We start from the raw sequence: 12,939 nt of genomic DNA, 5'->3' as shown, positions 1-12,939 counted from the left end.
GTTCCTCCGATGCCGAGCAAGACGTACTCCTTCGAGGTGACCCGGACCAGCACCGCCAAGCCGGAGACCCTGTTCCGGCTGGAGACCGACGGCGCGCGGTGGTCCGACTGGGCGAAGCCGCTCGTGTTGCAGTCGAGCTGGCGGGACGAGGGCGATCCCGCACCCGGGGGCGTGGGCGCCATCCGCCAGGTCGGCGCGTGGCCGCTGCTGCTCAGCGAGCAGACGATCGTCTACGAGCCGCCGCACCGGCACGTCTACACGTTCACCGGGCCGGGCGCGCCCGCCAACGACTACCGCGGCGAGGTCCTGTTCACCCCGAACGACGCGGGCGGCACGGACCTGTGCTGGCGTGGCTCGTTCACCGAAGCGGTGCGGGGAAGCGGGCCTGTCGTGCGGCGGCTGCTGCTGACGGCGATCACGTTTCTCTCGGCGCGGCTCGTGCACGCCGCCGAGCGCGAGGAGCGGGGACGCGGCTGACAGTTTCCGTTGTCCATCGTGCGGGGCCTTCGCGGCGACTCCGGCGCCTGGGACCGGGGGCTCCACCCACAGGGGTCGCACGTCATGGCGACCGGTAGGTGTGGCCGGTGGGTGTGGTGATGTTCAGCGTCCCCGGTGTCGGTGAGGTGGAATCGCCAGCCGGGGGTGTGTTTGGTGCGGTGGTGGCGGCGGCAGAGGCCGATCAGGTTGGCGGTGTTGGTGTCGCCGCCACGCTGGTACGGGACGACGTGGTCGAGGTCGCTGTCGTGGGCGGGTCGGTGGCAGGTGGGGAAGCGGCATTCGCGGTCGCGGACCTTCACATGGTCGGCGGTGACGGCCGGTGGCCGGTAGCGGGTGCGGCCCACGTCGAGCGGGGCGCCGGTGTGCGGGTCGGTGATGATCCGCCGCCAGGTCGAGTTCGGGTCGAACGCGATCGCCCGCGCGATCGGCGCCGGGAGTGGTCCGTGTCCAGCGAGCTCGGCAGGGTTGGTCGACAGGCCGACCAGCGAGGCGAGGTCGATGTGGATGAAGATCTCGGCCTCCGGTGAGCCCCCACCTGGGTGGTCGCTGAGAAGCAGGTCGGCGAACACGTCGGCCCGCAGCTGATCCATGGTCCGGCCGTCGCCGGCGTTGCGCAGCGCGCGGGCACACCGGTCGATCCGCGCATACGCCGCCGAGGCCACCTCGGCGGGCAAATCGGCGGTCAACGTGGCCATCGCGTCGTCGGCGTGCCGCAGCTCGACCCGCCGTTCCCGCCGCCGCGCCTCCGCCCGCGCCGCAGCACCCTCCGGATCCACCTTCTGCACCGCACGGTTCACCATTCGCCGAATCGACGAGGCATCCCGCCCCACCAACCGCCCGGAGACCAGCGCATCCACCTCCCGCGCCCGCGAATCAGACAAGACCGCTGTCGGTTCCGAGATTTTCGAGGCTTTGTACAGATCGATCTCGCCCCGGGACAACGCACCCAACGTTTCCGGAAGCCGCGACACCAAATCCCGCGCCAACCCGATTTTGACCCGCGCCGCATTCTCCGAAATCGCCAACCCCAGCGCCACTTCCGACGCCACATCCGCAGCATCATCCCGCGACGCCGAATACTCCGCCAAAGCCCGCACCTGCAACGCCTGCAGCCGAGCAATCTCCCGCTCCAGCTCGACCAGGCGCTCGATAAAACTTTCCCCCATGCCCACAATTCTACCGCGAAATACCGAATCATATGAGTGAACCGAAAAACAACGGAACGTGACCACGAAATCCGTTCCGTGGGGAACTGCCGCTAACCACCAGACAATGCATGGTCATGTGTGGAGTGGCAGTTTCCCACGGCGCGCCGAAGGCGTGCCTGAAACCCAACCACCCAAGCAACCAAGGCAACCACACCAACGACAACCAATAACGTGAACGGCCCACTCACACCAATTCTGGGCCGAAACGACAACACGAACGGCAGACACGGCGACACAGACGGCAGACACGGCGACACGAACGGCAGACACGGCGACACGAACGGCAGACCTCTACCCCGCACCCAGACACAGGAACGGCCTGCGCAGCGGGTCGGCGGCGGTCGCCTCGGCCAGGGCCACGGCCGGCGACGTACCCGAGGCGAGACTGCGGTGCAGGCAGGTCATGGCCTCGGCCGCCGCCCGGTCGCCGACCCGCGCCACCGCGCCGACCACCGTCCGCGACCCGCCTGCCAGCAACGCGCCCGCGAAGCCGAGCGCCTCCTCCCCGGGCCGGATGTGGCTCATCGCGAGTTCGCACGAGGCCAGCACGACGCGCTCCGGCGGGTTGGGCAGGCGGGCGGCCTCGTGGGCGAACAGCGGGCCGTCGACCAAATCCAGCCGGGAGAACAGCGCGTTCGCCGGCTCGTGCGCGCCGTGGGCGACCAGGTGCGCCACCCCGGACCCGTCCAGCGCGGACAGCACCGCCTCCGTGGTGGCCTGCTCGCCGTCGAGAAGCCGCGCGCCCGGGTACACGGTGCGCAGTTGACTGACCTCGCCGACCGCGCCGGGCACACCGGGGCCACCGACGAGCACGACAGGCTCCGGTCGCGACGTGCTCACGGCCGCCGCCCACGCCGTCGCGGACGGGGCGACAGACAGCGCCCGGCCTCGCAACGACGGCAACGCCGCCCACGGCAACGCGTGCAGCGAGCCCGTGGGGATCACCACCAGCTCACGGTCGCCGAGCAGCTCGGCCAGTGGCTGCACGAGCTGCCGGTCGAGGGCGTCCGCTCGCCGCTGCGCCGACGCGGTGACCGCCTGGGCAAGCGGCGCGGGCAGGTGGTCGGGGGCGAGGGCGTTGAGGTCGGCGTGCAGCTGCCTGGCCAGCTCGACGGCGTCCGGCAGCGAACCGAGCCGCACGAGACGGAACCGGCCGTCGCGCACCACGACGGCCGCCAGGTCGGCATCATGCCCGGCAAGGCTGACGAGCACTCGGTCGCCGAGCCGCTCGGCGACCTCCTCGGGCGAGCTCACCGGTCGCGGACTGCCCCACCGGCTCGTGTACCAGCCGAGCCTGCTGGCCTCCCGCTGCAGGCGCGCGTACCGCTGTTCGAGTGCGGCGACGGGCTTGCCCGCCAGCCGGTTCTGCTGCACGGTGCGTCGCACATGCCGCATCTCGGTGAGGTGCCGCGCCAGCACCGGGTCGTCGATCTCCGGCAGCGGCTCGTACCGGTACACCTGCGCACGGGTGCGCTCCTGCCAGGCGAAGAGCCTGCGCGCGCCACGCTCGCCGCCCGCGCGGGCGAGGACGAGCCCGACGGCGAGCGCACCCAGTTCCTGCCCGTGCACGGCGGTTCCGCACAGCAGGTCAAGCCCGCCCATCCGGTCGCGTGCCCAGCCGAGCTCGGCCAGGCCGGACTGCGCCTGCGCCAGGGCCGACCGGATGCGCCCGGTGGCGACGGCGAGCTCCGCGCGGCACAGGCGGCGCAGCATGCGGTGGTCCACGGGCGTGGTGTGCCGGGGTTTGGGCACGGCGGCGAGCTGCTCCCGCGCGGCGTCGGCGTCACCTCGGCGCAGCAGCAACCGGACGGCGAGCAGTCGCGCGACCGCGGCCTCGTCCCACAGGGCGAGGCCGGCGAGCCGCTCGGCGAGGCGCACCAGGTCGGCAGGCAGCCGGGCGGGTGGAGTCACGCCGCTGTCGAGGACCGCCATGACCTCGGCGCGTCGCCGGGTGAGTGCGGCCACCTCGGCCCAACGTGTGTTGCCGCGCCGGAGAAAGCGCCTGCGCGCGGCGGTGGCCAGTTTGCGCGCGCCCGCGAAGTCGCCCTGCAGCAGCGCGGCCGCGGCCCGAGCGACCTCGGCCTCGGCGACGTCCTGGATGACCCGGTTGCGGCGGAGGTCGGGCAGGGCCTCGTCGAGGTGGCGAGCCGCTTCGTCCGCGAGCCCGGCCACGAGCAGCGCACGGCCCTGGTCGAGCCGCACCCTCGCCACCCACCCCGGCGCGGCGGACTCCAGGATGCGCGCGGCCTCGTCGTAGTGCCGCAGCGCGCCGGGAATGTCGCCGGCAAGCTGGGCGAGGTCGCCGAGGCCGTGCCGCGCCTTGCCTTCCAGGCGTGTGTACCCGTGCTCGGCGGCGAGCCGGATGGCCCGGTCGAAGTCGCGGGACGCCGCGTCGATGTCGCCGGTCTCGGCATGCAGCTGGGCGCGGTTGAGGACGGTGCGCGTGAGCAGCAGGCCGTCGCCCGGCTGCTGCCGGGTGAGCCGTTCGAGAGTCGGGATGATCGCGTCGAACAGCGCCAGCGCCTCCGCCGGCCTGCCGACGCGATACAGCAGCAGCGCCCGCTGACCGGACACGACGGCGTCGAGTTCCTGCCGCCGCGCGTCGTCCGGCAGCTGGTCGAGTTGCGTGCGGGCGCGGGTGAGACCTCGGAACCCCTCGGCGGTCGAGCCGACCTCAGCCGTGGCGAGCGCGAGGCTGATGAGCACCCGAATGCGTGCCGCTGTCCACTCCGGAGCGGCGCCGGGGCCGCGGTCGAGGATGCGCAATGCGCGGCGGAGCAACCGGATCGCCTCGACGTTGTGCGCGCTGCCTGCCGCGTCGTTGGCCCGCCGGTGCAGGTCGAGAGCCGCGGACAGGGCTCGATTCGATTGTGGATCGGCACGCACGGCGTCTATGGGAGCACATCGACCACCCCCGGACGCAACCGGCTCTTTTACAGCACAACAGCTGGCGTGACAACGGTTCTGCGACACGAATTTCGGTCGATGTACACCACTATTTGGGTGGTTCCGCGGGGGACGTCGTGAAGCACGAAGCGGCCACCGTCATCCGCGACCGTGGTGACCGAGTCATGACCGGCCACCCGGACCTCCACTGTGTACTCACCCTCCGGCACCAGCCAGCCGTCGATCCGGTGCCCGAAGCCCACCTTGGTGAGGTTGATCATGACGGTGAGGTCGCTGACCGTGAACGTGATCGTTCCCTGGGCGACACTGCGGACGCCGGCGAGCTCGTCGGCGCGTTCCCACCGCGCGACCTCGACGTCGAGGTTCTCCAGCTCCAGCGCGAACTGGACGCGCTCGACGAGGCCGTCCGGCGGCGGGTCCAGCTCGTCGACGAGCCGGTCGAGCTCCGCGAGCAGCGTCCGGTCGTCCGGGTAGGTGCTTCCCTCGTTCATACGCTGCCCCCTTGAGCGTCCAGCAGTCCCCGCATCCGGTCGAGGCACCGGCCGCGGGTGGGTCCGATGCTGCCGTGAGGCATGCGCAATGCATCCGCGACGAGGCGGTACTCGGCACGGCCACCGAGCACGGTCAGCCGCAGCAACTCCTGACACCGCTGCGGAAGCATCTCGAAGGCGGCCCACAGCCTGCGGTCGCGTTCGGCGCGCAGGACCTCGGCTTCGGGCGCGGGCTGGGTACTGGGCATCGTGTCGGCGAGCTCGTCGGTGAGCGGCACCGGTTGCGGCTTGCGGCTGCCCACCTTGCGTGACTCCCGCCGAGTGGTCGTGATGAGCCAGGCGGCGAGCGCCTTGGGGTCGGCGAGCGTGTCCAGGCTGCGGAAGAGCGCCAGCCACACGGTCTGGACCACGTCCTCGGCGACGTGCCGGTCGAGTCCGTTGCCGCGGGCGACCTGCCACACCAGTGGGGTCAGTTCCGCGACGAGCCGGTTCATCGCCTCGCGGTTGCCCGCACGTGCCTCGTGCATGCAGGCCGCGTACAGCTCGTGTCCTTGCAACCCTTCCCAGGGAGGGTTCGCCTCTGCGGTCTTGGCGTCGGTCACCGCGTCCGCCCTCTGGTCTCGAACTCTTCAAGTCGGCGCAAGCAGTATCTCGGTCTCGCGGGCATTCATGAGGGGCGGTACGCATCCGGCAGACATTGCTCACTCGTTCGGACTAGCGGATAGGACAAAGGTGACCGAGCGGCGCGGCCGGCTCTCCCACGGCCGCGCCAGCTCGGCCTCGATGAGGTGCCGGCCGGCGCTGAGCACGTCCAGCGCCAGCCGGCGGACCCCACCTTTCCCGGGCGGCCACTCCCCCTCGGGCCCCCGCGCCGGTTGGTCGACACCCCCAAGGACGTACTCGTCGCCGACCAGCCGGACTCCCCTCGGCAGGCGCAGTGACCACTGGTAACCCGACGTGCGAACCTCCGGGAGCCGCAGCTCCACGGTGTCGCCCACGCGCAACTCCGCCGTCGTCCCCGCATCGGACTGCGCGAGCCGGACCAGTGCCACTACTCCTCCGATTCCTTTTCGCCCCCATCGGTTCCGCCGGAGCGGTCCCTTTTCCTGCGGCGGTGGTGGCCGACGGCCCCCTCGACTGTCGGCCACCACCTGCCTGATCACGCGGGTCAGACCACCAGCTGGTCGATCTGCCCGCGTGCGTCCTCGTGGTACGACACCGGCAGGCGGTAGTTCCTCGCCAGCAGCGCGAGCGGCGTCAGGTGGCTCTCCCCGGATTCCGAGCCGGGCGCGAGGCGCTTCCAGCCGATTCCGGCGACGGCCGCCCACACACCCGGCGACCCACTCGACGACCACAGCTGGGTGATCAGCCGGCCCGTCACCCAGCCTCCGCCCGGCGCCCCGTTGCCGGTCAGCCGCGCGGGCTGCGCGACGGGCGGCGGGCTGTACGGATCCCAGCCGGCCGGCGGCGGCGAGTAGGGATCCCAACCTCGCGGCGGCGGCGAATACGGATCCCAACCCGCGGGCGGCGGGGAGTAGGGATCCCAGCCACGCGGCGGCGGCGAATACGGATCCCAGCCGGTGGGCGGGGAGTACGGGTCCCAGCCGGTCGGAGTGCGCACCCCGGGCGGCGGCGAATACGGATCCCAACCCCGCGGCGGCGGGCTGTACGGGTCCCAGCCACGTGGCGGCGAGTACGGGTCCCAGCCCGTCGGCGGCACCACCGGTGGCGCCTCCTGGCCCGGCTCGACCGGCTTGTCCGCCGGCTCCTCCTCCACCTGAGGGGCGGCCGTGTCGTCGGTCATGCTCTCTCCCTGCGATCGGAAAGACTCAGTGCGCGAACTGGAACGCACCGAGCTCGTCGTTGTCGATGAACGGCGCGATCGGACGCCCGCTGATCCGCGCGCTGCCGAGCGAGGTCAGCGCGCCGGCGAGGTCGTCCGGACCCGCCGAGAGCCTCGTCCACCCGAGGTGCTCCAGGTAGGCCCAGCCGGTGGCGTCGTGTGCGCTGGCGTAGAGCCCGAGCGTGCGCTGCGGGTGCAACCACGCGCGCAGGCTCACGCCGGTGCAGCCGAGGGTGGTCGGCCGCGTGGTGGGGTAGTCCTCGATGTAGGCCTCGCCGTACGCGATGCGCAGGTAGCCGCCTTCACCCCACTCGGTGCCCCACGAGTTCTTGGCGATCCAGCAGCCGGCGTCGTCGTCCCAGCCGATGAGGGCGACGCAGTGCCCGCCGCTGGTCTCCTCGGTGGTGTGCCGGTAGACGCCGCCGGTGTAGTGGAACAGGTCGTCGTAGACCACCAGGCACGCCGTGACGGCGCCGTAGCCGTAGATGTGCTGCTTGATGGCGGCCGGGTCGCGGCTGAGGTCCACCACATCGTCGGCCTTCGCGAACCGGTGCCGCCAGCCGGGGTTCAGCGCGCCGGCGCCTCCGTCGTCGTAGGGGTAGTAGTCCTCGAACGTCACGCCGATACCCGCGCAGTCGGCGAACAGCTCGTCCGGCCACGTGCCGTCCGGCGTGATGGCCTCCCGCGCCGCGGCATGGCCGAAGTACAGGTGCGCCTCGGAGAGGTTCAGCCGCAGCCCCGGACACCCGCGCGTGTAGGCGGCGGTGGTCTCCAGGGCGGCGATGGTGCCGAACGCGCTGCACGACCCGATCTCACCCTGGTCCTTGACGTCGGTGACGTAACACCGGCCGCCGACATCACGCAGGTCGAAGGTCTTCGGCAGGTGCGGTGTCGGAGCGTGCCGGGCCGTGCACGACTGCCCCGCGACGGCGAGCGCGGCCTCCGCCATGCGCCCCGGCACGTCGCGGCGTGCGCTGAGCTCGTCGGCCGACGGCGGCGGCACGCCCAGCCGCGAGCGGCGCGCGTCCCGGGACAGCCTGCTCAGCCTGGTCTCCCCGCAGTGCCACGGGTTCCCGAGCGCGGACAGCGAGTCGCGCAGACCCGCGAGCTCCGCCGCACAGGCGGGGTCGCCGCTGCCGGCACTCATGACGGCCTCCCGGTAGTGAGCGATCCTCGTCGCCCATAGGAGGCAGCGGGTCCGGCCTCAGATACACGCTCCGTCCAACTTTTTCGGCAGACCGCTCTACCCGTCGCCGGTTCGGGTGGACCGGCCCGGCCCCCGCTCCTTCTGCCAGCGGTCGAACAGGATGGGGATCTCGCGCGTCAGGAAGTCGAGGAAGTCGGCCATGTGCGCGACGCGCCTGCCCGCCGGGGTGTCGGCGCCCAGCGCGTCGACTCCCTCCAGCGTGGCGTCCCGCCAGAGCGTGATCATGCGCTCGCGCTTGAGCATCGAGGCGAACCAGAAGTCGTCGTAGAGGCGGTAGTGATCGCGGCGCGCCCCGGGTTCGCGCTCCTTGGCGATGAGGCCCATCTGCTCGAGGTAGCGGACCGCACCGGACACGGCCGCGGGGCTCACCGACAGCGTCTGTCCCAGCTCGGCGGCCGTCATCCGGCCGCTGTCGGACGTGCTCAGCGCGGCGAACACCCGCGCGGGCATGCGCGGTAGGCCGATCTGGTTGAGGGCGAGGCCGAGGTTCTCCACGTACTTGGCCACGGCGTTCTCGTCGCGTTCGGTAGCCGGTTCACGCTGCGCCATACCGGACATCCTCTCCGAGCCGGTGCCGGTACCCTCTCCAGCCCACAAACCTTTGATCGTTTCACAACTTCGTGAACAGAGTGTAGCTGCCGTGGCGCGGCCGACACCACGTCGAGTCCGGCGCGGTGGCGGCGCTCGCCCTCCTCGGTGCGGGCCTGCGGTCGTTTCCGTCGGCGCCGGTGTCCGGAGGATGCGCGTCACGTGCGGAAACCGACGGCTCCGGTCGCATCGACGGCGAGGGAGGCGACCGGGCCACCGGCGCCGCAGTCCGGGCCGTTCGGGTACGCCGGCGTGGGCGTGACGACCACCGTCCTGCGCACCAGGTCCGGCCCGGTCGCACCAGCGACGACGAGCGTCACCCGCACCGGCTGCCGTGGCAGGTCGGGGATGGCGGCGAACCCGTGCCGCCCGCCGGTCTCCCGCACGCGGGCGGAGCAGATGTCGCCGGCGCACGTCGGGTCGCCGGCCGTGGTGGCCGGGACGAGCCGGACCGCGTACGTGCGGCACCGGCCGTCCCAGCACGCCTCGATCGTCGCCGACTGCGCCACGCGCCCGGAGGCCTGGCGGGCGATGTCGACACCGATGCCCCGTGGCGCACCGATCGCGGAACACGACTGGCCGGCAACCCCGGGGCCGAGCGAGCTGCCGCAGCCGGCGATCAGCAGCAACAGGAGTAGGGAAAGACGGCGCATGCCCGGCAAGACGTGCCGGAACGCCGCCCGGGTTGCACGGGGTTGATCTCGTGTCATGCCCGGATCCGCGGGGTAGCCCCCGGAAATGGGTGACATCATCGCGCGCATACCCAAGCAGCTGTTGATCGACGGCAAGTGGCAGGACGCCACCGGGTCGAGCACGTTCGGGGTGGACGATCCGGGTAACGAGGAGCGGCTGTGCGAGGTGGCCGACGGTCAGGCCGCCGACGCCGAAGCCGCCGTCGAGGCGGCCGCCGCCGCACAAGACAGCTGGGCGGCCACCGCGCCACGCGAGCGAGGCGAGATCCTGCGCAGGGCGTGGGAGCTGATGACCGAACGTGCCGACGACCTCGCGCGGCTGATGACGCTCGAGATGGGCAAGAGCCTCACCGAATCGCGGGCCGAGGTCAGCTACGCGGCGGAGTTCTTCCGCTGGTTCTCCGAGGAGGCGGTCCGCATCGACGGCCGCTACACGCGCAACCCCGCGGGCGGCGGCGGGCGGGCGCTCGTCACCCGGCAACCGGTGGGGCCGTGCCTGCTCATCACGCCATGGAATTTCCCGCTCGCGATGGGCACACGCAAGATCGGTCCCGCCGTCGCGGCAGGCTGCACCATGATCGTCAAGCCGCCGCAGCTGACTCCGCTGTCGATGCTGAACCTCGCCGAGCTGCTCCGCGAGGCCGGGCTGCCCAATGGTGTGCTCAACGTCGTGCCGAGCACGTCCGCGAGCCGGATCGTCGGCCCCGTCCTCGCCGACGCGCGCGTGCGCAAGATGTCGTTCACCGGTTCCACCGAGGTGGGCCGCAAGCTCGTCGAGCAGTGCGCACCGAACCTGCAGCGCATGTCGATGGAACTCGGTGGCAACGCGGCGTTCGTGGTGTTCGAGGACGCCGACCTGGACACGGCCGTGCGCGGCGCGGTGACGGCGAAGATGCGCAACAACGGCGAATCCTGCGTCGCGGCGAACCGGTTCCACGTCGCGGAGCCGATCGCCGAGGAGTTCACGCGGCGGCTCTCCGAGGAGATGGCCGCGCTGCGCATCGGGCACGGCACGGAGGACGGGGTCAGCGTCGGACCGCTCGTCAACGCGGGCCAGCGGGAGACCGTGAGCGAGCTCGTCGAGGACGCCCGTGGCCGCGGCGCGAACGTGCGGACCGGTGGCGAGCCGCTGGAGGGCAAGGGGTTCTTCTACCGCCCGACCGTGCTGGCCGACGTGCCCGCCGACGCCCGGATCCTGCGCGAGGAGGTGTTCGGGCCGGTCGCGCCGATCACCACGTTCCGCACCGAGGACGAGGCCGTCGCCCAGGCCAACGACACCGAGTACGGGCTGGTCGGCTACGTCTTCACCCGCGATCTGGACCGCGCCGTCCGGGTCGGCGAGGCGTTCGAGACCGGCATGGTGGGCATCAACACCGGACTGGTCTCGAACCCGGCGGCGCCGTTCGGCGGGATCAAGGCGTCCGGCTTCGGCCGCGAGGGCGGCAACGAGGGCATCGACGAGTACCTGGAGACCAAGTACATGGCGCTGAACATCGGCTGACCACGCGGACAGTGCCGGTGGACCGTTCGGCTCAGGGACGGGCTGCCGGTTCCGGGCCCGCGCCGGTGTGCGACCTCGGCTGCCGGTGCCGGTCGAGCGGGCGGGTTGCCGGTTTGCCTGCCGGCCGCTAGTGCCGGTCGTGGCTGCCGTCGAGCTGGTCGAGTTCGGCCTCGGCCTCGGCGACGCGGCGGTCGGCAGCCTCGAACGTCTTGCGGGCCGAGGCCGTCCGCCGGCGAGCCTCGGCTTCGGCCCGTTCGGCGGTCCGGAGTTCCCGCACGGCTTCGTTGCGCTCGGTCCGGGCCTGCGCCAACACCGCGCGCAGCCGCTTGCGGTCCTCCCGCCTGCGCCGAGCGGAGTCCTCGCGTGCCTTGCGCTCGGCAGCCTCCTCGCGTGCCGTGCGCTTGGCAGCCTCGTCCTCCTCCGCCACTCGCTGTGTCGTCGCCTCCTGCTTCGCCGGGGACGCATCACCGGTCGCCTTCACCGGTTTCGCCCTGGCCGTGCCGGTTTTCTTGCGTGCCTTCGTGGTGCCGTCCTGGCTTTCCCTCTCCTCGGCCTCCGGCGCCTCGGCGGGCACCCTCTCGTCGGCGGACGCCGTGGTCCCCTCGGTGGCACCCGCCTTACGTCCCGGCTCGGCGCGCGCCGGCGCGGGACCGAGTGCCAACCAGTCACCCGCGAAGGGGTCGCCGGGGCGCAGCGCCGTCGTCAGTCGCCCCTGCGCGACGGCCCTGCCGGCGTCCGGGTCCGTCAGTGCGGCGTCCAGGGTGTCGTAGACCTCCCGCACCACGGACTCGCCCACCGAACCACCCGCGAGCGACTCGGCCTGGTCGGTGAGTTGCTGCACCAGTTCGTGGCGTTGCCGCGACAGCGTGCGCAGCCGGTCGCCCGCGAGCTCCTGGTGTGCGGAACGCAGGGCATCGCCGAGCTCGGTCAGCTTGGCCACCTGCGTGGGCCACTCCCGCACGAGCCGGTTCACCAGCCACGCCGCGCTCGTCGGTTTCCGCAGCTTGCGGATCTTCGCGGCGAGCTCCTTCTCGCCGGCCTTGCGGGCTTCGGCGGCTCGCTGGTCGCGGACCTTGGTGAACTCGTCGCGGTCGAGCGCGTACAGCTCGTCGACGACCGACTCGAACTCCATGCCCACAGCCTGCCCCGTCCTGGCCCACCGTGGCGCGCCGAAACACCGCCGGATCGAGCTGCCGTGCGTGACAACTATTCTCGAAAGGCGTGGGTACCACCGAGATCGAGTTCTACTGGCGGCCGGGCTGCCCGTTCTGCCTGATGTTGCAGGCGGAGCTGGACGCCAGCTCGCTGCCCGTCCGCGCCTTCAACATCTGGGAGGACCCGGACGCCGCCGCTCGCGTGCGCTCGGTCGCCGACGGCAACGAAACCGTGCCGACGGTGTTCGTCGGCAGCCGCGCCCTCGTCAACCCGACCATGGCCGAGCTGACCGAGCTCGTCCGCGCCGAGGCTCCACACCTGCTCGAACGCGACTGAGCGGTCGTTGTTTGACCGAATCCAGATCGGGTAGTCGTCCCGCGATGGATGCAGGTTCGTCGAAGGACGCCGCGGAACTGTTGCGCTCGGCCGGGCTCCGGGTCACCGGCCCGCGCCGTCGCGTACTCAGCTGGCTGGAACAGCACCCTCACTCGACCGCGGACGCCGTCTGGAACGGCGTCGGCGGCGACACGGGAACCGTGTCCCGGCAGGCGATCTACGACGTGCTGCGGGCCTGCGAGGCTGCCGGGCTCGTGCGCTCGATCCAGCCGGCCGGCCACCCGGCCAGGTTCGAGCGACGTGTGCACGACAACCACCATCACCTGGTCTGCCGCAACTGCGGCCGCACCAGGGACATCGACTGCGTCGTCGGCGACGCGCCCTGCCTCACACCGAACGAGGACGGCGGCTTCGAGGTGGAGGAAGCCGAAATCGTGTTCTGGGGACTGTGCCCTTCCTGCAGTACCGCCAAGGGGGCCTCTGCCGTCGCGGGCGAGTAGACACTCGAGGAGT

Annotated in this window: 13 protein-coding genes and 1 pseudogene; 4 read left to right on the top strand and 10 right to left on the bottom strand. The window is 71.8% G+C overall.

Annotation, left to right across the window (positions count from 1 at the left end; all coding sequences use genetic code 11):
* Nucleotides 1-9: 9 nt before the first annotated feature.
* Complete coding sequence (locus ACFSZT_RS06125) at nt 10-477, top strand: SRPBCC family protein (RefSeq protein WP_377386931.1); 468 nt, start codon at nt 10-12, stop codon at nt 475-477.
* 224 nt (nt 478-701) lie between these two features.
* Here ACFSZT_RS06125 and ACFSZT_RS06120 read toward each other — a convergent pair.
* The 9 genes and pseudogenes from ACFSZT_RS06120 to ACFSZT_RS06080 all read right to left on the bottom strand — a co-directional run.
* Nucleotides 702-1,664 (bottom strand): annotated as a pseudogene (locus ACFSZT_RS06120) (DUF222 domain-containing protein); the annotation flags it as partial.
* 333 nt (nt 1,665-1,997) lie between these two features.
* A complete protein-coding gene (locus ACFSZT_RS06115; RefSeq protein WP_377389578.1) occupies nt 1,998-4,592 on the bottom strand; it encodes a CHAT domain-containing protein in 2,595 nt (864 codons plus the stop codon).
* Between the two features lie 47 nt (nt 4,593-4,639).
* The gene (locus ACFSZT_RS06110) at nt 4,640-5,104 is read right to left on the bottom strand and encodes a carboxypeptidase regulatory-like domain-containing protein (RefSeq protein ID WP_377389580.1); all 465 of its coding nucleotides are present in this window, start codon (nt 5,102-5,104) and stop codon (nt 4,640-4,642) included.
* Nucleotides 5,101-5,706 (bottom strand): RNA polymerase sigma factor, encoded by a 606-nt coding sequence (locus tag ACFSZT_RS06105; protein ID WP_377389582.1) that lies wholly within the window; start codon nt 5,704-5,706, stop codon nt 5,101-5,103. Before ACFSZT_RS06105 ends, ACFSZT_RS06110 begins: the two co-directional genes overlap by 4 nt.
* Nucleotides 5,707-5,805: 99 nt before the next feature.
* Nucleotides 5,806-6,156 (bottom strand): protease inhibitor I42 family protein, encoded by a 351-nt coding sequence (locus tag ACFSZT_RS06100; protein ID WP_377389584.1) that lies wholly within the window; start codon nt 6,154-6,156, stop codon nt 5,806-5,808.
* A gap of 116 nt (nt 6,157-6,272) precedes the next feature.
* The gene (locus ACFSZT_RS06095) at nt 6,273-6,908 is read right to left on the bottom strand and encodes a hypothetical protein (RefSeq protein ID WP_377389586.1); all 636 of its coding nucleotides are present in this window, start codon (nt 6,906-6,908) and stop codon (nt 6,273-6,275) included.
* A 25-nt stretch (nt 6,909-6,933) separates the two neighbouring features.
* Complete coding sequence (locus tag ACFSZT_RS06090) at nt 6,934-8,094, bottom strand: C1 family peptidase (protein WP_377389588.1); 1,161 nt, start codon at nt 8,092-8,094, stop codon at nt 6,934-6,936.
* Between the two features lie 96 nt (nt 8,095-8,190).
* A complete protein-coding gene (locus ACFSZT_RS06085) occupies nt 8,191-8,712 on the bottom strand; it encodes a GbsR/MarR family transcriptional regulator (RefSeq protein ID WP_377389590.1) in 522 nt (173 codons plus the stop codon).
* Between the two features lie 188 nt (nt 8,713-8,900).
* Entirely contained in the window at nt 8,901-9,395 is a 495-nt protein-coding gene (locus ACFSZT_RS06080) for a hypothetical protein (protein WP_377389592.1), read from the bottom strand.
* Nucleotides 9,396-9,480: 85 nt separating this feature from the next.
* Between ACFSZT_RS06080 and ACFSZT_RS06075 the strand changes: the two genes are divergently transcribed.
* A complete protein-coding gene (locus ACFSZT_RS06075; protein WP_377389594.1) occupies nt 9,481-10,935 on the top strand; it encodes an NAD-dependent succinate-semialdehyde dehydrogenase in 1,455 nt (484 codons plus the stop codon).
* A 127-nt stretch (nt 10,936-11,062) separates the two neighbouring features.
* On the opposite strand, the gene ACFSZT_RS06070 is transcribed toward ACFSZT_RS06075, so the two are convergent.
* A complete protein-coding gene (locus ACFSZT_RS06070; RefSeq protein WP_377389596.1) occupies nt 11,063-12,067 on the bottom strand; it encodes a hypothetical protein in 1,005 nt (334 codons plus the stop codon).
* A gap of 89 nt (nt 12,068-12,156) precedes the next feature.
* Here ACFSZT_RS06070 and ACFSZT_RS06065 point away from each other — a divergent pair, with 89 nt between their 5' ends.
* Both ACFSZT_RS06065 and ACFSZT_RS06060 read left to right on the top strand, forming a co-directional pair.
* Nucleotides 12,157-12,426, top strand: a complete 270-nt coding sequence (locus ACFSZT_RS06065) for a glutaredoxin domain-containing protein (RefSeq protein ID WP_377389598.1) — start codon at nt 12,157-12,159, stop codon at nt 12,424-12,426.
* A 44-nt stretch (nt 12,427-12,470) separates the two neighbouring features.
* On the top strand, nt 12,471-12,926 hold the full coding sequence (locus ACFSZT_RS06060; protein ID WP_377389600.1) for a Fur family transcriptional regulator: 456 nt from the start codon (nt 12,471-12,473) through the stop codon (nt 12,924-12,926).
* The last annotated feature ends 13 nt before the right edge of the window (nt 12,927-12,939 follow it).

The sequence above is a fragment of the Prauserella oleivorans genome, assembly GCF_042685745.1.
Classification (GTDB): Bacteria; Actinomycetota; Actinomycetes; order Mycobacteriales; family Pseudonocardiaceae; genus Prauserella_A; species Prauserella_A oleivorans.
This window is presented reverse-complemented; position numbering and strand designations above follow the sequence as displayed.

Coding starts and splice junctions, on each gene's coding strand:
- ACFSZT_RS06095 (WP_377389586.1), bottom strand. CDS start 6,908: ATGACCGACGACACGGCCGCCCCTCAGGTGGAGGAGGAGCCGGCGGAC.
- ACFSZT_RS06090 (WP_377389588.1), bottom strand. CDS start 8,094: ATGAGTGCCGGCAGCGGCGACCCCGCCTGTGCGGCGGAGCTCGCGGGT.
- ACFSZT_RS06075 (WP_377389594.1), top strand. CDS start 9,481: ATGGGTGACATCATCGCGCGCATACCCAAGCAGCTGTTGATCGACGGC.
- ACFSZT_RS06070 (WP_377389596.1), bottom strand. CDS start 12,067: ATGGAGTTCGAGTCGGTCGTCGACGAGCTGTACGCGCTCGACCGCGAC.
- ACFSZT_RS06110 (WP_377389580.1), bottom strand. CDS start 5,104: ATGAACGAGGGAAGCACCTACCCGGACGACCGGACGCTGCTCGCGGAG.
- ACFSZT_RS06085 (WP_377389590.1), bottom strand. CDS start 8,712: ATGTCCGGTATGGCGCAGCGTGAACCGGCTACCGAACGCGACGAGAAC.
- ACFSZT_RS06080 (WP_377389592.1), bottom strand. CDS start 9,395: ATGCGCCGTCTTTCCCTACTCCTGTTGCTGCTGATCGCCGGCTGCGGC.
- ACFSZT_RS06060 (WP_377389600.1), top strand. CDS start 12,471: ATGGATGCAGGTTCGTCGAAGGACGCCGCGGAACTGTTGCGCTCGGCC.
- ACFSZT_RS06125 (WP_377386931.1), top strand. CDS start 10: ATGCCGAGCAAGACGTACTCCTTCGAGGTGACCCGGACCAGCACCGCC.